Origin of the sequence: Capnocytophaga sp. oral taxon 864 (genome assembly GCF_002998835.1) — a bacterium.
Lineage (GTDB): Bacteria > Bacteroidota > Bacteroidia > Flavobacteriales > Flavobacteriaceae > Capnocytophaga > Capnocytophaga ochracea.
In genome coordinates, this window is sequence record NZ_CP027232.1 from 799,748 (window position 1) to 816,617 (window position 16,870).

A 16,870-nucleotide genomic window follows, 5' to 3' on the forward strand; every position below is an offset into this window, starting at 1 on the left:
GTTAAAGTTCTATTTATTAGCTATGTAAATGGTAACTACTCCACCTAAGGTTTTAGGATAATATTCAGTTTTCTGATAACCTACCTTATCTAATATCTCTTGAAACTTCTTCCCGTAAGGAAAATGGATAGCCGAATCAGATAAGTACCTATAAGCCGACCTGTCTTTAGAAAAGAGTTTGCCTATGAGAGGCATCATATAATTTGTATATAGATGATACCCTTGTTTGAAAGGGAACTTTTTAGGTACAGAAGTCTCTAATACCACCAAGCGCCCCTTAGGTTTCAGCACTCTGAGAATTTCACTTAGTCCCTTTTCTAAATCTTCAAAGTTGCGTACTCCAAAGCCTACCGTTACAGCATCGAAAGTAGCATCAGCAAAAGGTAGTTGCTCACTGTCTCCGTGTACTAAATTAATGCGGTCAGTAAGTTTTTTTTTAGCTATCTTTTCGCGTCCTACTTCCAACATTCCCTCTGAGATATCTAATCCTGTAATTCTCACATTTGGAATAGTAGTAAGAGCAATTGCTAAATCGGCTGTGCCTGTTGCTACATCAAGCACCGTAGTAGGGTGTATCTCTGCTACTTTTTGTACTACAAATTTACGCCATTTTACATCTGAGCCCCACGAAATCAAACGGTTCAAACCATCATAAGTATCCGAGATAGTGTTAAACATTTGGGTAACTTGTTCTTTTTTACCCTGTGCTGAATCTTGATAGGGCATAACAGTGTTCTTAGGCATATAGTGCTTAATTTTTTGCAAAGATAGAAATTAATTTTCAATTGACAATATTTTTGTCTCTTATTCACATACACGCCAATTCCACAACCCTAGCTTTACCTCTTACCTATTTAAATGCCTTTGTATTATTCTTAATAATCGCTTCCTTCTCGGCTTCTGGAATAGAGTATTTATGACCATAAGCAGCTCCTTCCCAATCGCCGTAAGAATAGTTAGGGAGCACAATAAAACGCTTGCCAAACTCTGTTTTGTTCTTATGTACTGCCTCTGAACGTTCTTTTGGAGTACCACCATCGAAATCTTTAGAAAAGTCGGAAAGGTTGTCGCCCATCAAGAGCACGATGTCGTAATCTTTAGCAATTTGTAATCGACGATTTTCTTTGCTCTTCTCAGCAGAACGCAAGATAAGTCGATTGTCTGAAGGCAAAGGAAAATTGTACTTGCGCAAGTTCTTGGTCGTACCTTCACGTTCGTTGTCACGACGATTAGTCACATAAAAAATAGCTACTCCCTTGCTATCGGCGTATTTAAAGAACTCTAACGCGCCTGTTAGCGGTTTGGCATCGCCTAAAACTGTCCATTCTTCCCACACTTTTTGTGAATAACTAATACCCTGTTTCGCACAATAGGCTTCAAAGGGCGAATTGTCCAAAAAGGTTTCATCTATATCGGTAACAATTGCCAGCGGTTTATCGCCCTTTTTAGCAAGGGCTTCGTCCAATCGCAATTGTGCCACGTTGAAGGCTTGCAAACACAAAGCTTCATATTCAGCAGCGTTTTGCTGAAAGTAAGACGACCACAATTTGCCGTTTGCAATGAGGGCACTTTCTTGCGTAGTAGTTTGCGTTGTGGTAATGTTTTTAGTAGCACAGCAACTGCCGAGCAGTAAAGCTACTACTCCAATGAGTAAATAATTCTTTTTCATTTCTATTTAATTTATCAATTTGCTAATTTTCCAAATTTGCTAATTATCTTGTCTACTATTATCTGCGCAAGCTTTTCTTTACTTTCTAAAGTCCAGCCTGCAATATGAGGAGTGAGAACCACATTATCCGCTTCCAATAGGTATTTAAACGATTTGGGCATTTGTTCGTCGCTAAAGAAGTCTTCAAACGATGCCTTTTCATATTCTAACACGTCTAAGCCTGCCCCTAATACTTTCCGGCTTTGCAAGGCGCGTACCAAATCATCGGTAACTACGCTCTTCCCACGTGCAGTATTTAAGAGCCAAAAACTCTTAGCAAAACTATTGATAAACACTTCATTCACCATACCTATAGTCTGTGGAGTTTGAGGTGTGTGCAAGCTCACTACATCTGCCTGACGAAAAAAGTCTACTAAGGTTACTTGTTTGGCATTCTCGTCACCTTTGTTGGGGAGTATATCGTAGCAAATCACACTACAGTCAAAACCGCGTAACTTCTTAGCAAAACTCTTTCCCATATTGCCGTAGCCTATGATACCTACTGTCTTGCCGTCGAGCTCCCAACCTCTGTTCTCCTCGCGCAACCATTTGCCGTTTTTAATTTCGTTATTGGCTTTTTTAAACTTGTTCAGCAATGCCAGAAGCATACCGAGTGCGTGTTCGCCTACTGCATTTTTATTGCCTTCAGGGGCTGCGATGAGCGTTATACCTTTACTTTCGGCATAAGCTACGTCTATATTTTCAAGCCCTGCACCTACTCTGCCTATGAATTTCAATCGAGTAGCTTTGTCTAAAAATGTCCTGTCTATAGTAAAACGACTGCGTATAATAATTCCTTCGTAATCAGCTATTTTAGCTTCAATAGACTCTTTAGAGCTTGTATAGTCTTCGTAATTTTCAAAACCCTGTGCTGCGAGTTGTGAAAGCATCAAGGGGTGGTTTTTGTCTATATGTAATATCTTCATTTTAAAGTGAATCCTTTTTTATCTTTAAATATAAAGAGCCTAATAGAGGTCTTAATTTTTTGCAAAAATAATAAATAATTACGAACTACAAGTGAAGAACCACAAATAATTTGCTAATCCTCAAATTTGCTAATTTGCTAATTATCCCCTACCTTTGCCGTCTATTAATAAAAAAAATTATGTCACTATCCTATTTACAACCCGTTGATGAAGCTTTCACCTTAGACGATTACAAGCCACAACAAGTGGGTTTCCAACTCCATAAACACCTCCCCTCCCTTGGTTTACCTGACCTTACCGATGTGAAAATTGCCTTTTTCTGTATCGAAACAGAAGGACAGTCATTCTATCGCTTCCGTCAGCATCTGTATTCTCTCTTTATGGGAAATTGGAATTTTGCCATTGCCGATTTGGGTAACTTGCCCTTAGGCGAAACCGACGACGATACTCATTTTGCTATCAAAGAAATTGTAGCCGAGCTCATTAAGCAAGACGTTATCCCTGTGGTACTGGGTGGTTCGCAAGACTTTACTTATTCCCTCTACCGCGCTTTCGATAGTCTCGAACAAATGGTGAATGTAGTGTGTGTAGATGCTAAGTTCGATTTTGGCGATACCGAAGAACTCTTTGTAGAGAGCTCCTATATGAGCAAACTCATTTCAGAACCTCCCGTGAATTTACTCGATTTTACCAATCTCGGCTATCAGTCTTACTACGTAGCTCAAGAAGAGCTCGATTTGCTCGAAAAAATGTGTTTTGAGGTACACCGCTTGGGCAATATAGTGAATGATTTGAAGATTATCGAGCCCGCAATGCGTGATGCCGATATCGTGAGTGTCGATATGACCTGTGTGCAGGCAAAAGATATGTTAACTGAAGGTAATGTAAACGGCTTCAATAGTAGGGAAATATGTGCTATCACGCGTTATGCAGGTATCAGTAGTAATGTGCAAGTGGCAGGTATTTTCGATATCCCCAATACCGATTTGGCAAGTCAGCTACTCGCCGAAATGCTTTGGTATTTCTACGAAGGATTTAACTTCCGTATCAAAGAACTACCTGTGATAAACGACGAGAATTACACTAAATACATCGTACCCATTGAAGATATCCAAATAGAGTTCTTCAAAAGCACACAAACCGAACGCTGGTGGATGAAACCCGGAGGCGATAAATACTCCGGACCTCAAAACCACATACCCTCCGGACTTATTCCTTGTCTACCTCAAGACTACGAAGAAGCCATTAGTGGTACTATCCCCGAACGTTGGTGGCGCTCCTATCGCAAATCAGTATAAGCAAATATCTTTTCTATAAAGCCATAGAAAATTGCAATTTCATTTACTTTAAATTCGCTTTTTGTTCATTTATTCTTTATCCACCCTTGCGGCTCGTACCGTTATTTGTTCGTTTTAGGTCTACTTTAGCTTCGCTTTCTCTTCAAATAGGTCTTGTCTTTCAGATTGATAGTCTTCACCAATTTCTCTTTAAGGCTTGTCCCCCTTCGGGGGTTCGGAGGCTTTCGTCATTCGTCATTCATCTTTTCCTTCACTTTTCCTTCATATTTTCTTCGTTCATTCTTCGTCTTTTCTCTATCTGCCCGTGCAGGTCGCACCGTCTTTTATTCATTGTAGCCCCATTGTAGCCCCATTGTAGCCCCATTGTAGCCCCATTGTAGCCCCATTGTAGCCCCATTGTAGCCCCATTGTAGCCCCATTGTAAACCCATTGTAAACCCACTGTAAACCCACTGTAGAACCATTCTTTCTTCGCTTGTTGTTCGTTTATTCCATAAGCCTTCTTTAATTTAACTATTAACTATTAATCTTTATGATTTCAAATTTTTATATATCATTTTTTTATCCTATTTTTGTCGCGAAAAAACACTCTCTCTTCTATGTTATCATTATCTTTTGAAGAGAGTATAATCACTTAAATTATGTCATTAATCAAATCAATCTCAGGTATTCGTGGTACTATTGGGGGTGTACCCGATGAAAATCTAACCCCTATCGATGCCGTAAAATTCGCTGCCGCTTATGGTACGTGGCTCAAAGAAAACCTCAACAAAGCAAATATAAAGGTAGTTGTAGGAAGAGACGCACGTATTTCGGGCGAAATGATACAGAACTTAGTACAATACAGCCTTGTAGGATTAGGCATTAATGTAGTGGATATCGGGCTAAGTACAACTCCTACCGTCGAAGTAGCTGTTACAATGGAAAAAGCCGATGGGGGCATTATTCTCACTGCAAGTCATAATCCTAAACAGTGGAACGCCTTAAAACTTCTCAATAATAAGGGAGAGTTCCTCAGTGCTAAAGAAGGTGAAAGAATTCTAACCATCGCTCAAGAGAACAAAGTGGTTTTTGCTGACGTAGAAGCTTTAGGAAGCATTTCTCACGATAATACCTATATTCAAAAACATATTGAGGCAGTGTTAGGGTTGCTAACATCTTCCACTATCGAAGCCATACGCAATTGTAAATTCAAAGTAGTTGTTGATGCGGTGAACTCCACAGGAGGTATTGCAATTCCAAAGTTATTAGAACGTTTTGGCGTAGAAGTAGTTCATTTGTACTGTGAACCAAACGGACATTTTCCTCATAACCCCGAACCTTTAAAAGAACATTTGGGAGACATCTGCAAAAAAGTACTTGAAGAAAAAGCCGATTTTGGTATCGTAGTAGACCCCGATGTAGATAGATTAGCTTTTATTACGGAAGAAGGTGAAATGTTCGGCGAAGAATATACTTTGGTTGCTTGCGCCGATTATATTTTAGGAAAAACCAAAGGAAATGTAGTCTCTAACCTCTCTTCTTCTCGTGCATTGAGAGATATAGCCGAAAAACACGGAGTACAGTATGCAGCAGGAGCTGTAGGTGAGGTAAACGTAGTTGCTAAAATGAAGGAAGTGCACGCAATCATAGGTGGTGAAGGCAATGGAGGTATTATCTATCCTGAACTACACTATGGTCGTGACGCTTTGGTAGGTGTAGCGTTATTTCTTTCCTTACTTGCTGAAAGAAAATGCAGTGTAAAGACCTTGCGCAATAGTTATCCTGCTTATTATATGAGCAAGAACAAAATACAACTTACCAAAGACATTAACCCCGATAATATCCTACGTGAAATGCAAAAGAAGTACGCACACGAGCAAATCAATACTATCGATGGCTTAAAGATTGATTTTCCTCAAAGCTGGGTACACTTGCGAAAATCTAATACTGAACCTATTATTCGCATTTACACTGAAGCTAAAAGTCAAGCAGAAGCCGATGAACTTGCTCTGCGTTTCATTGAAGAAATGAAAGTCGTTGCTTTTGTAAAGTAACTGATTCATAATTTACTAATTATTAAAACTCCCTGTAAAGCTAATAGCTTTACAGGGAGTTTTCTATATCTTTTTCTATAATTCCTTAGAGCTCAAGGGCTTGTTTAGGATTGCCATTCATTAGAATTTCTACAGGATTTTCGAGAGCTTCTTTTACAGCTACTAAAAATCCTACTGATTCACGCCCATCGATGATGCGGTGGTCGTATGAAAGAGCGACATACATTACAGGAGCAATCACTATCTGTCCGTTGCGCACGATAGGGCGGTCGACGATGTTGTGCATACCCAAAATCCCTGATTGTGGCGGATTGATGATAGGAGTAGAAAGCATAGAGCCAAACACGCCCCCATTAGTAATCGTAAAAGTACCACCGGTCATTTCATCTACCGTAATTTGTCCATCACGAGCGCGGGTAGCTAAGCGTTTTACTTCGGCTTCCACACCTCTAAACGAAAGGTTCTCGGCATTGCGAATCACGGGAACCATCAAGCCTTTAGGACCTGAAACGGCAATAGAGATATCGCAGAAATCGTAAGTTACCTTGTCTTGTCCGTCAATCATCGAATTGACATCGGGGAAGAGTTTAAGGGCACGCACGACGGCTAAAGTAAAGAACGACATAAAGCCGAGACTCACATTATGGCGCTCTTTGAAGGTATCTTTATACTGTGTACGCAACTCGTAAATAGCCGTCATATCCACCTCATTGAAGGTAGTGAGCATAGCGGTTTCATTCTTAGCACTCACCAAACGTTCGGCCACTTTGCGACGCAACATACTCATCTTAGTACGCACTTCTTTGCGAACGCCACCCGTAGGAGTCCCCATCGAAGGTTTAGAGGCTTTAAGTGCATCATCTTTGGTAATACGACCGCCTTTGCCTGTACCCACTACTGCTGATGCAGGAATCTCACGTTCTGCTAATATTTTACGAGCGGCAGGACTTGGAACTTGCTTTGCAGAAGATGCAGGTGTTATAGGAGCTGTGGAAGGTGCTGGAGCTGTAGGTTTGGGTGCCACAGGAGCTTCCTGTTTAACTGGTTGCGATGGTAAAGTACCTGCTGAAGCTCCTACTGGTGCTTTTGCTTTAGTATCAATCAGGCATACCACTTGTCCTACTTTTACAGCTTCGCCTTCTTCGGCTTTCAGTGTAATGACTCCACTGGCTTCAGCGGGAAGTTCGAGAGTAGCCTTATCAGAATCCACTTCGGCAACAGCTTGGTCTTTGGTTACATAATCACCCGTTTTTACAAGCCAACGGGCTATTTCTACTTCGGTGATAGATTCCCCAGGTGAAGGGACTTTCATTTCCAACATATCGTTTAGTTTTAAGCGTTAGGTATTAGTTATTTCGTCGTTAAAAAGTTTTTCAATTTTGCTAGGAGTCCTTTGCGTTCTTGTTTATCATTTTGCAAGAGAGTTTCGAGTTCTTGTCGGTTGAGGGTTATAAGCATATAGTGACCATCGAGTTTTTGTATTTTCTCTTGAGGCAATCGCTCTAAAAAGGTTTGGTAATCGAGTCCATCGAGTACCTCATAAGCATCAGGGTCGTTTTCGTCGCCGTTGATAACTACCAAACTAATGCGCCACAACTTTACATCGTCTTGACTGAGGTTTACTTGGGTGAAATCTACAAAAGGCGGATATTCATATGGCAAGATAGTAGGAACGCCCTCTGTAAGAGCATAAGCTCCCATCACCTCTCCTCTGTCATTTCTAAAAAACTGCTGACGTGCGATATATGCATCAGGGTGCTCATATAGTTGTTTTTCTATAAGCTGACTAAAGGCTTTTACCTTATCTTCGGAGACTAATAACCCGTTTATCATTTCGTCTGACAAACATATAGGACGGTAGACACCGAACAGATAAGATCCTCCTTTTTCACCTTCATAACATTTGATACCAAATTTAATATCGTTTCTATAATCGTACGTAATGGCATTGGGCTCATAAACCTCTCCTTCTTCATCAACTACTTTGCTACCCAATGCGGTGGCTACTTTGCCAATAAACTCGTACGCACCTAACCAATCGGCTTCGGTACTGGGAGTAAAGACGCGCACACCGTAGTCTTGAGTTTCGGTGTCGTAAGAGACCTCAAAACCGCGACCACTGATGCCTTCTTGTCCCATCAGCATATAGCCCCAATCACTGAGCGGTGCATTCATCACTTGAGAGTAATGCTCGTCGTTATCATCAATAGAGTATTGTACAAATCCCTCACGCTGGAGGTCGAGCAATTGCTGAGGAGTCATTTCCTTAGGTGCTTGTGTATTTTTAATGTAAAAAGTTCGACTCATTTTTTTAGGTGTTATGTGTTAGAAAGCTCCGTTCCCCATAGAGGTTGAACTTTGCCAAAGTTTGCGACGAATTGCTCGTCGTACTACGACTTAGGTTCATAAGGTGGTATATCTAACTTTTCAGGATTTCCTTTTAGAGTAACTAAAATCACTCCGTTTTTAGCTTTCTCACCGTATTTTTCAGTAGCTTTTTTGTCTTTTAGCACTACGATACTCTCTATTTTTTTAGGGTTGATATTGTTCATAAAAAGCTTTCCTACTTCAGGATCTGAAAACTCTACATCATTGACAATAACCAGAGGAAAAGCTTTATTAGGAACTTCTATTCCTGATAGGTTATCTTTCTTAGAAGTGTCTTTGCTTTTCTTCAACGTAATGATAACCACTCCTTTTTCGGCTTTACTACTACATAAAACAGTAGCAGAAGGATCTTTAAGTGCGCTTTTAAGTACGTTGATATTCTCAATATCATTAGGATCAATTGCGTTTAAAAAGATACTACCTATCTTGTTATCGTCTATCAGAACGCCATTCACCACGAGCAAGGGTGAATTCTGCTCTCGTGACACAATTTTGGTAACTGTTTTTTGCGCTGATAGCGCATAAGTGGTTATCAGCAATAGTAATGTAATAATTCGTTTCATATCAATTGGTATTTTTAGTTTTTTATTATTCAAATACAGCTGCGATAGCTTCGTTATGGCGTTTGCGGTCACGAGTATGGCTACCAGAGGCAGGTGCTGCATAGGCGGGAGTACCTACATAACGCCATTTTACCAAATCGAAATTCATTAACATATAACCATAAGCGCCCATATTTTTAGGTTCTTCTTGCGCCCAAATAAAGTCGGTGGCGTGTTTGTACTTCGTTATAATGGTTTTGAGCTGTGTTGGCGGTAGCGGGAACAACTGCTCGATGCGCACTAAGGCTATATCGTCTCTGCCAAGTTTTTCGCGTTCGGCATAGAGGTCGTAGTAATAGCGACCAGAGCAAAATACTACGCGTTTTACTTTTTGAGCTTTAGCGATAGGGTCGTCTAACACCTCTTGGAACTGTCCGCCAGCTAAATCTTCCACAGTTGAAATCACTTGGGGGTGACGCAATAAGCTTTTAGGAGTGAATATTACCAACGGCTTACGGAAGGTAGTCTTCATTTGGCGGCGTAGTAGGTGGAAAAAGTTAGCGGGGGTAGTACAATTGGCTACATACATATTATTCTCAGCACAGAGTTGCAAATAGCGTTCTATGCGTGCCGAAGAGTGCTCAGCTCCTTGTCCTTCATAACCGTGAGGGAGTAACATTACCAATCCGTCTTGCACTTTCCATTTGTCTTCACCACAACAGATATACTGGTCAATCATTATTTGTGCGCCATTAGAGAAATCGCCGAACTGTGCTTCCCATATGGTGAGCGTGCGCGGACTTGCCATTGCATAGCCGTACTCATAGCCCAAGACTCCATATTCGGATAACAGCGAATTGTAGATATGGAAAGTACCTGTTGCCAATTGTTTGGCTTTGAGGTCTTGCAAGAAGCATATTTCTTCTTCGGTATCTTCTGTTTTGAGCACAGCGTGACGGTGCGAGAATGTACCCCGTTGCACATCTTCCCCAGTAATACGTACATCATAGCCCTCAGTAAGGAGTGAACCATACGCCAAGAGCTCTGCCATTCCCCAATCGATATGGTTGTGTGCATACGCCTCTTTACGGTCGGCTACAATCTTCTTCACCTTACTGATAAAAGGTTTATCGGCAGGCAATTCAGTAAGTGCCTTGGCTATTGTGTCGAGTTTTCCTTTGCTAATAGTCGTATCTACCTTTTGTAACATTTGTTTTGGCGATGCTATTTCAAAGCCTTGCCATTCGGTTTGCATAAAAGGCTTTAATATCGTAAGTGGTTCGCGACGAGATGCTTCGAGGTCAGCATCAAGAGTAGCTTTATAAGCATTCTCTATCTCGGCAACATAACTTTGCTGTATGAGTCCTTCTTCGATTAGCTTCTGTGCGTAAATATTGCGGGGATTGTCGTGCTTACTTATAATTTTGTACAAAAGAGGTTGTGTAAAACGCGGTTCATCGCCTTCATTATGACCGTATTTACGATAGCCAAAGAGATTGATATACACGTCTTTGCCAAAGGCTTGGCGGTAATCGATTGCCAAGAGAAAAGTGCGCACTACGGCTTCGGCATCGTCGGCATTTACGTGAAGCACAGGCGAATCGTTCATCTTTGCAATATCGGTACAGTACAACGACGAACGCGAGTCGGCAAAATTAGCAGTGAACCCTACTTGGTTGTTTATTACTATATGCACGGTACCCGCATTGGTGAAGCCTCTCAAGCCACACATCTGCACCGTTTCGTAGACGATACCCTGCCCTGACACAGCAGCATCACCGTGAATGATGATAGGCAAGGCTTGTCGGAAATTCCCTTGACAATAACGGTCTTGTTTCGCACGAGTAATACCTCCTACAACGGCATCTACAGCTTCGAGATGCGAAGGATTAGGTACCAAATTCATATCTACGATTTTTCCGGCACGAGTAGTGCGTTGGGTAGTGATACCCAAGTGGTATTTCACATCACCGTCGAACCAATCGTCCATTTCGTAATCCTTACCGTCGAACTCGGAAAAGATATCCTTTGGATTCTTGCCGAACACATTAGCTAATACATTTAATCGCCCACGGTGCGCCATACCGAGTACTACGTGTTTTACGCCTTGCTCGGCAGCAGCTTCCACCATAAAGTCGAGACCTGCGATGAGCGCATCGTTGCCTTCAAGCGAAAAGCGTTTTTGACCTACATACTTAGTATGAAGGAAGTTCTCAAAAGAAGTGGCTTCATTAAGTTTATTAAGGATTTGCAGTTTTTCTTCCTTAGAAAACTGAGGTTTATTGTGATTTTGCTGTAATCGTTTGGTGAACCAATCGCGTTCTTGGGGATTGTGAATATACTGATATTCTACCCCTATCGACTTACAATAAGTAGTATTCAACGCCTCAATAATTGCACTTAAAGGCGAGGGAGCTAAGCCTATTTCACGAGCAGCATCGAATGTAGTATTGAGGTCAGCCGTCGTAAGTCCGTAGTTTTCGATAGCCAAAGTAGGTGTATATGGCTCACGAGGACGTAGCGGATTAATTTGTGCGAATAAGTGACCGTAAGTGCGATAACCATTGATGAGGTTAAGCACGGCAAACTCTTTCTTGACAGTTTCGGAAAGCGCAGGGTTTTCGTTACCCACCACTTGTTGTACCATTACGGGTACCGCTTCTTCTACCGGAGTGCTGTATTGCTCTTGAGCAAAATCGAAACCTTGAAAGAAAGCACGCCAACTGGGTTCTACCGCATCGGGGTTTTCGAGATATTTATCGTATAAATCACCAAAATAAGCCGTACTTGCGGCATTCAAAAAAGAATACTTATCCATAAAAAGCAATTGTTTCGTTTATTTTTCATTAATGATAGGCAAAGGTAATGTTTTGTTTTGGAATAACCATACTTTTTATGAAATATTTTTAAGATAATGTATTAGTAATTTGGGAATTAGCCAATTAGCCAATTAGAAAATTAGCAAATAAAAATTCAGAATATAAAAGGAATATCTGACCTTATGGAAATCTTAAAAATCAATAAAAAATGAAACTGTAAAATAGTTATGATATTAAAAAAATATCAACTCATTAAGCGGATAGTTTTCTTTATATAGATATTATCTATGGAAAATGAAGAAAAAAGAGCCTTTTTAGAGGGAGTTTGACCGAAGCTAAAACGAACCTAAGACGAAGCTAAGACGAACAAAAGACGAACAAAAGACGAAGGAACGCTATTAATAACCTATATATTAGATGTTTATAAGAGCTATTTATGATAGATAAAATCTATTGAAAAGAGGAGATTTAGTAATGTTTATTGTGAAGGCAATTTGCCAATCGCCTCTACAGTGTAGCGACGCAAATGCAATTTAAGACTTTTGGAACAGCCTCGATGTAGCTCTTGAAGTATCTTGGCACTTTTTTTGTAATTATATATTTTCAAAAGATTTGGTTTTTATGAAGAAATACTTTTTTATAGCACTCCTCTGCTGGGGAGGCACTGCTCTTTGGTCTCAAAACAGTGAGGAAATAAGTAAAGAACGCGCTGGTTATGAACAACCTTATCACCCTGAGGAAGACGGTGATGCACGTATTACACAACTGCTAAAACAAGCTAAAAAAGAACACAAAAAAGTGTTGGTGCAAATAGGTGGCAATTGGTGTGTGTGGTGCTTGCGCTTTAACCATTTGGTGACTACTACACCTGAACTGAAAAGTATTTTGGATAAGAAATATATTTTCTATCACCTAAACTTCTCACCTGAAAACAAGAATGAAAAGGCTTTTAAAAAGTACGGAAACCCTGGCGCACAATATGGTTATCCCTCTTTTTTGATTCTCAACGAAAAAGGAGATGTGCTTTTCACTCAAAAAAGTGAAGATTTAGAATCGGGGAAGGGGTATGACGTGAAGAAAGTAAAGAAATTCTTGCAAGGAAGGTTGTAATTTGCAAATTAGAAAATTAGAGAATTAGCAGATTGTGTTATTGGCTAAATAGACTAATAATTTTGATAATTTCAACGGCTTGAATGGCGGGGACGGGATTGACACCTTTGCCCGTTAAAGCTTGGTAAAGGTCGTTATAAAAAAGCCAATAGTTACCGTGTTGGGCAGTGGTAAACAAACGTTTTTCAATTGTATGGAGAATGCCATTAGGCTCGGTAACAGAAGGTAGCCACTGAGAGGCTGAAGGGATAGTGCCCGCTACTAAGGCATTTTCTTGTCCGTCGAACCGCTGTTGAAGGAAGGAACCCTTAGTGCCGTGCAAGGTGTACTCCCATTGGCGTTCCAAAGCATAGGTAGTGGATTTAAGACGGACGCGTAGTTCGTTTTCGTAAAAGAGAATCAGTTCAAAATAATCGTCGGTTTGAGTACCTTTGCGAAGGTAACCCAAATCGGCATATACGTTTTTAGGAGTACCGAATAGCTGGAGTGCTTGGTCTATGAGATGTGCTCCTAAATCGTAGAGAGCCCCTCCCCCACGTTCGGGAGTTTCCTTATGAGCCTTAGCACTAATTTCACTTCGGAAACGGTCGAAGCGCATTTCTACTTCTTTAAGTTCGCCCAGTACACCACTGTTTACTATTTCTTTTACCTTTAAATAATCGCCATCATAACGCCTATTTTGGTAAACGGAAAGCAACTTACCTTGTTTTGTAGCTAATGTATTGAGTTCTTCAGCCTGCTCAACAGTAACCGTAAAAGGCTTTTCAACCAATACATTCTTATTTGCTAATAACGCTTCTTTGGCATACTCATAATGGGTTTGCACGGGGGTATTGACCACTACCAAATCTACCGCAGGGTCTTGTAGCATTTCGTTTACTGAGCGATAAAGTTTAGCATCAGGATATAGAGCGTGCGAATCGGAACGATGGCGTTCTACTATCGCATAGAGGTGATACTGTGGGTGTTGTGCTACGAAAGGGGCGTGAAATACCCGTCCACTCATACCAAAGCTGGCAAGGGCTACATTAATAGTCATTAGATAAGTATTTATAATTCTTTTAGGGAATTGATAATGTCCTTCATCTGCTGGTAATTCTTTTCTTTTTTGCTAGCTAACGTCCAGGTAAAAACTTGGTAGTAGGTCTTTTTAGTTTCGACAATAGCTACCACGTAAAAGACTCCGATACCATTGACGGTTTCGGTAGTTTCAACTACTACAGCAGGATATTTATTAATGGTAGTTTCGGTAATTTGTTTATCAGTAGGGCGCATCATCTTGGCTTCTGCCCAACCTTTTTTGCAGATGCTAAAATAGTCCTTTAATCCGAAAGATTTAACAAAGGCTTTTTTGTTTTTAATATGCAAAGAGTCCTTTAACACTTGGTAAAGTACCTCATTAAGCTCCTTGCGGTCTTCATCGATTACTGCAACAAAAAGCTCAGACTTACCGTTGCCATATTGCAGAGAGGCTTCTTCATAAAGATTATTTTGGCTGGTAAGAGAGTTAGGTAGTGTCATTTCATATCTATCTTCAACTTTCACTACTTGAGTGGCTTCAGAGGAGGTATCGCTCACTCTGCAAGCCGTAGCTAAAAGGAAGACAAAGATGAAATACAAGTTACGTTTTAAACGCTTCATCTCTTTCCTAATTTAGTTTTTTCCGCCACAAAAGTATAAATAATTTTTAAACTAATCAACTTTTTAGCAAAAAAATAACACAAATACTTTTTTAGTTGAAAAAAAAGGTTGAATTTTGTACCCGAAAATACAAGAAGATGCTACCGCTGAAAGACACATTAAAACACAAAGGATTACGGAATCAATTAGCTGATTTATTGAGAGAAAAAGGCATAAAGGACAAGCGTGTATTGGAGGCTATTCGCACGATACCGCGCCATTTGTTTATGGACAGCAGTTTTGAAGATCACGCTTACCAAGATAAGGCTTTCCCGATAGAGGAAGGGCAAACTATCTCTCAACCCTATACCGTAGCTTTCCAAACGGAATTGCTACAAGTATCACCTCGACAAAAAGTATTGGAGATAGGTACAGGCAGTGGCTATCAAGCTAGTGTACTGCTATATTTAGGGGTACAGCTTTACACTATTGAGCGACAACAGAAACTCTTTAAGCAAATACAAAAACTACTTCCCAAACTAATGAATCGTACTGTGCATATGTACTTTGGCGACGGTTATAAAGGGATTCCTAACGAAGCACCTTTTGACCGTATTTTGGTAACGGCAGGCGCTCCATATGTGCCGAAAGCGTTGCTTGCACAATTGGCGGTAGGAGGACGTTTGGTAATTCCGATAGGAGAAGAAACTCAAACAATGACGCTTTACGAGCGCATATCGGAAAAAGAATTTCACAAGACTACGCACGGTACTTTTCAGTTTGTACCGATGCTAAAAGAGAGAAACTGATGATTAATGGTGAATGATTAATGGTGAATGATTAATAATAATTTTATATGAGAACCTTTACTTTTGTTTTACTATCGTTATTGCTGTTTTCGTGTAAAACAGTACAACGCCCTAAAATGACAGCTCCTATGGATGAAGCTGCTATTAAGACCCTTAATGAAGGAACGTATTATGTGTATTCTGAGCCTATGGAAAAGCAAGCTCCCTTGTTCTTTCCGCTACTGCCCAAAGAATACCAAGAAACAGCGCTACCTTTAAGTAGGTTTAAACTGCAAGTAAAAGCAGATTCGCTGTACGTGAGTTACCAAAAGGTGAAGGATAGCACCACTACTGTGAGAATGGTAGCTGGTTTTAAAGGCAAACAGAAGAAGAACTTTTGGCAACGCTATAATAGGTTTAGAATCTATCCGTTTATTCCTATTTATTTAGGAGTAGATATTGATAGAATACGCATAGCTCCTGATAAAGATGGGGATTTGTTAGTAGAAGTCTACAAAGACCGACAAGGTGCGGTTATGTTTGTACAGTTTTTCAATACTTATTATGATACTTTTGTATTTAAACGCGAAGAACATAATGAATTACCTGAAAAAACTACAACAGAGTAAGTTAAGATTTTTTGGAGTGACAGATAAAAAAGAGCAAAGCACTTTAACGCGCTTTGCTCTTTTTGTTCCTTAAATAAGTTTCTAAGGTAATGATATGAGAGATTTATTGCTTGACAAAAGTCATAATATAAGTATGTTTATTTCCTTTTTCATCTTCTTTTGAAGCACTAAGAGTAAGTTTATTTCCTACTATAGACATAGATTCTGCTTCTCCAGTAGTTGATTTTAAAACTATAGTATTGCCTGAGACAGTGTAAATAAATGAAATAGATTCACACTTACATTCGTTGTTTTTTAAAGTTTCAAGCGCACAATTAGAGAATACCCCTTCTTTTTCTAAGAAAGTGAAAGATCTACGATAAAGGCATTTTTTAGAGGCTTTAGATATCTTTTCACCATCGTCAAAAACAATATCCTCTACATTCTTTCCATCAATAGTCATACTTTCTAACTTCCAAGTTCCAATCAAATCCTTGTTTTGTACACTTCCCCCGCTGTCGCTTTTATCACAAGCGATAAGGGTTACTAAAATTACTGCCATAATGGCTACTACCTGTGTAGCAGTGCGAAAGGTCGACCACGCTACGTTTTTGTTTTTGTTTTTCATTGCTATTGTTACATAAAATTAAGTTTATACCTACTCTGTTCAGGCTTTTCGGTTACCGCCTTTTAAGTAGGTTTCGCTATAATAAAGCAATAAAAAACGTGGGAACATTCCTTATTGCTCAATTTCTGAAGCCCGACCAAAGGCTATGTTACAAAGCAAAAGGAATGCCCACGTAACCGCAGGCATTTCCACTTTCACTTTCCTTGTAACATTGAAAAATTGGTCGTTTTCAGAAATTAGGAAACTGTAAAGCGAAACGCTATATGTTATTTTATAATACTATTTTAAAATAGTACTTCTTATAATAGTTATTTTGGTTTAATGAGGCAAATGTACAAAAAAATATCATTCCTACAAAATAAAGGAATATTTTTGACAAAAATATTGTGTTATCAACTTT

At 39.9% G+C, this 16,870-nt stretch carries 16 protein-coding genes; 5 read left to right on the plus strand and 11 right to left on the minus strand.

Translation table 11 applies throughout. From position 1 onward, the window contains the following. Positions 1 to 9 precede the first annotated feature (9 nt). The 3 genes from ubiE to C3V44_RS03625 form a co-directional block, all read right to left on the minus strand. On the minus strand, positions 10 to 744 hold the full coding sequence (ubiE, locus tag C3V44_RS03615) for a bifunctional demethylmenaquinone methyltransferase/2-methoxy-6-polyprenyl-1,4-benzoquinol methylase UbiE (protein WP_106095559.1): 735 nt from the start codon (positions 742 to 744) through the stop codon (positions 10 to 12). 106 nt (positions 745 to 850) lie between these two features. After that, on the minus strand, positions 851 to 1,669 hold the full coding sequence (locus tag C3V44_RS03620) for a 5'-nucleotidase, lipoprotein e(P4) family (RefSeq protein WP_106095560.1): 819 nt from the start codon (positions 1,667 to 1,669) through the stop codon (positions 851 to 853). Positions 1,670 to 1,683: 14 nt separating this feature from the next. Further along, entirely contained in the window at positions 1,684 to 2,634 is a 951-nt protein-coding gene (locus tag C3V44_RS03625) for a 2-hydroxyacid dehydrogenase (RefSeq protein ID WP_106095561.1), read from the minus strand. 179 nt (positions 2,635 to 2,813) lie between these two features. Between C3V44_RS03625 and C3V44_RS03630 the strand changes: the two genes are divergently transcribed. Continuing rightward, a complete protein-coding gene (locus C3V44_RS03630; RefSeq protein WP_009411354.1) occupies positions 2,814 to 3,932 on the plus strand; it encodes a formimidoylglutamase in 1,119 nt (372 codons plus the stop codon). Positions 3,933 to 4,182: 250 nt separating this feature from the next. Here the strand turns inward: C3V44_RS03630 and C3V44_RS12040 are convergent, their stop codons facing one another. Next, positions 4,183 to 4,395, minus strand: coding sequence for a hypothetical protein (locus C3V44_RS12040; protein WP_164996605.1), 213 nt, complete (start codon positions 4,393 to 4,395; stop codon positions 4,183 to 4,185). Between the two features lie 177 nt (positions 4,396 to 4,572). On the opposite strand from C3V44_RS12040, the gene glmM reads away from it, so the two are divergent. Beyond that, a complete protein-coding gene (glmM, locus tag C3V44_RS03645; RefSeq protein ID WP_106095563.1) occupies positions 4,573 to 5,967 on the plus strand; it encodes a phosphoglucosamine mutase in 1,395 nt (464 codons plus the stop codon). An 85-nt stretch (positions 5,968 to 6,052) separates the two neighbouring features. On the opposite strand, the gene odhB is transcribed toward glmM, so the two are convergent. The 4 genes from odhB to C3V44_RS03665 all read right to left on the minus strand — a co-directional run bounded on the left by odhB (position 6,053) and on the right by C3V44_RS03665 (position 11,715). Continuing rightward, on the minus strand, positions 6,053 to 7,288 hold the full coding sequence (gene odhB / locus C3V44_RS03650) for a 2-oxoglutarate dehydrogenase complex dihydrolipoyllysine-residue succinyltransferase (RefSeq protein WP_106095564.1): 1,236 nt from the start codon (positions 7,286 to 7,288) through the stop codon (positions 6,053 to 6,055). A 29-nt stretch (positions 7,289 to 7,317) separates the two neighbouring features. Continuing rightward, positions 7,318 to 8,274: a DUF4299 domain-containing protein gene (locus tag C3V44_RS03655; RefSeq protein WP_106095565.1), complete on the minus strand. Its 957-nt coding sequence runs from the start codon at positions 8,272 to 8,274 to the stop codon at positions 7,318 to 7,320. Between the two features lie 83 nt (positions 8,275 to 8,357). Beyond that, the gene (locus tag C3V44_RS03660) at positions 8,358 to 8,918 is read right to left on the minus strand and encodes a TonB-dependent receptor plug domain-containing protein (protein ID WP_106095566.1); all 561 of its coding nucleotides are present in this window, start codon (positions 8,916 to 8,918) and stop codon (positions 8,358 to 8,360) included. Positions 8,919 to 8,943: 25 nt separating this feature from the next. Further along, positions 8,944 to 11,715, minus strand: coding sequence for a 2-oxoglutarate dehydrogenase E1 component (locus C3V44_RS03665; RefSeq protein WP_106096618.1), 2,772 nt, complete (start codon positions 11,713 to 11,715; stop codon positions 8,944 to 8,946). Between the two features lie 622 nt (positions 11,716 to 12,337). On the opposite strand from C3V44_RS03665, the gene C3V44_RS03670 reads away from it, so the two are divergent. Further along, a complete protein-coding gene (locus tag C3V44_RS03670; RefSeq protein ID WP_009411346.1) occupies positions 12,338 to 12,826 on the plus strand; it encodes a thioredoxin family protein in 489 nt (162 codons plus the stop codon). Between the two features lie 37 nt (positions 12,827 to 12,863). Here C3V44_RS03670 and C3V44_RS03675 read toward each other — a convergent pair whose 3' ends face one another. Then, entirely contained in the window at positions 12,864 to 13,865 is a 1,002-nt protein-coding gene (locus tag C3V44_RS03675; RefSeq protein WP_106095567.1) for a Gfo/Idh/MocA family oxidoreductase, read from the minus strand. A gap of 11 nt (positions 13,866 to 13,876) precedes the next feature. Further along, positions 13,877 to 14,467, minus strand: coding sequence for a hypothetical protein (locus C3V44_RS03680; RefSeq protein WP_106095568.1), 591 nt, complete (start codon positions 14,465 to 14,467; stop codon positions 13,877 to 13,879). A 137-nt stretch (positions 14,468 to 14,604) separates the two neighbouring features. Here C3V44_RS03680 and C3V44_RS03685 point away from each other — a divergent pair, with 137 nt between their 5' ends. Together C3V44_RS03685 and C3V44_RS03690 are read left to right on the plus strand one after the other, a co-directional pair. Continuing rightward, positions 14,605 to 15,255 (plus strand): protein-L-isoaspartate(D-aspartate) O-methyltransferase, encoded by a 651-nt coding sequence (locus tag C3V44_RS03685; protein ID WP_106095569.1) that lies wholly within the window; start codon positions 14,605 to 14,607, stop codon positions 15,253 to 15,255. Positions 15,256 to 15,302: 47 nt separating this feature from the next. Continuing rightward, entirely contained in the window at positions 15,303 to 15,863 is a 561-nt protein-coding gene (locus tag C3V44_RS03690; protein WP_106095570.1) for a hypothetical protein, read from the plus strand. Between the two features lie 103 nt (positions 15,864 to 15,966). Here the strand turns inward: C3V44_RS03690 and C3V44_RS03695 are convergent, their stop codons facing one another. Further along, complete coding sequence (locus C3V44_RS03695; RefSeq protein ID WP_106095571.1) at positions 15,967 to 16,470, minus strand: lipocalin family protein; 504 nt, start codon at positions 16,468 to 16,470, stop codon at positions 15,967 to 15,969. Positions 16,471 to 16,870 lie beyond the last annotated feature (400 nt).

Excerpts from the sequence above, each read along its gene's own strand:
- ubiE (WP_106095559.1), bottom strand. The coding sequence starts at position 744 with ATGCCTAAGAACACTGTTATGCCCTATCAAGATTCAGCACAGGGTAAA.
- C3V44_RS03620 (WP_106095560.1), bottom strand. The coding sequence starts at position 1,669 with ATGAAAAAGAATTATTTACTCATTGGAGTAGTAGCTTTACTGCTCGGC.
- C3V44_RS03625 (WP_106095561.1), bottom strand. The coding sequence starts at position 2,634 with ATGAAGATATTACATATAGACAAAAACCACCCCTTGATGCTTTCACAA.
- C3V44_RS03630 (WP_009411354.1), top strand. The coding sequence starts at position 2,814 with ATGTCACTATCCTATTTACAACCCGTTGATGAAGCTTTCACCTTAGAC.
- C3V44_RS12040 (WP_164996605.1), bottom strand. The coding sequence starts at position 4,395 with ATGGTTCTACAGTGGGTTTACAGTGGGTTTACAATGGGTTTACAATGG.
- glmM (WP_106095563.1), top strand. The coding sequence starts at position 4,573 with ATGTCATTAATCAAATCAATCTCAGGTATTCGTGGTACTATTGGGGGT.
- odhB (WP_106095564.1), bottom strand. The coding sequence starts at position 7,288 with ATGTTGGAAATGAAAGTCCCTTCACCTGGGGAATCTATCACCGAAGTA.
- C3V44_RS03655 (WP_106095565.1), bottom strand. The coding sequence starts at position 8,274 with ATGAGTCGAACTTTTTACATTAAAAATACACAAGCACCTAAGGAAATG.
- C3V44_RS03660 (WP_106095566.1), bottom strand. The coding sequence starts at position 8,918 with ATGAAACGAATTATTACATTACTATTGCTGATAACCACTTATGCGCTA.
- C3V44_RS03665 (WP_106096618.1), bottom strand. The coding sequence starts at position 11,715 with ATGGATAAGTATTCTTTTTTGAATGCCGCAAGTACGGCTTATTTTGGT.
- C3V44_RS03670 (WP_009411346.1), top strand. The coding sequence starts at position 12,338 with ATGAAGAAATACTTTTTTATAGCACTCCTCTGCTGGGGAGGCACTGCT.
- C3V44_RS03675 (WP_106095567.1), bottom strand. The coding sequence starts at position 13,865 with ATGACTATTAATGTAGCCCTTGCCAGCTTTGGTATGAGTGGACGGGTA.
- C3V44_RS03680 (WP_106095568.1), bottom strand. The coding sequence starts at position 14,467 with ATGAAGCGTTTAAAACGTAACTTGTATTTCATCTTTGTCTTCCTTTTA.
- C3V44_RS03685 (WP_106095569.1), top strand. The coding sequence starts at position 14,605 with ATGCTACCGCTGAAAGACACATTAAAACACAAAGGATTACGGAATCAA.
- C3V44_RS03690 (WP_106095570.1), top strand. The coding sequence starts at position 15,303 with ATGAGAACCTTTACTTTTGTTTTACTATCGTTATTGCTGTTTTCGTGT.
- C3V44_RS03695 (WP_106095571.1), bottom strand. The coding sequence starts at position 16,470 with ATGAAAAACAAAAACAAAAACGTAGCGTGGTCGACCTTTCGCACTGCT.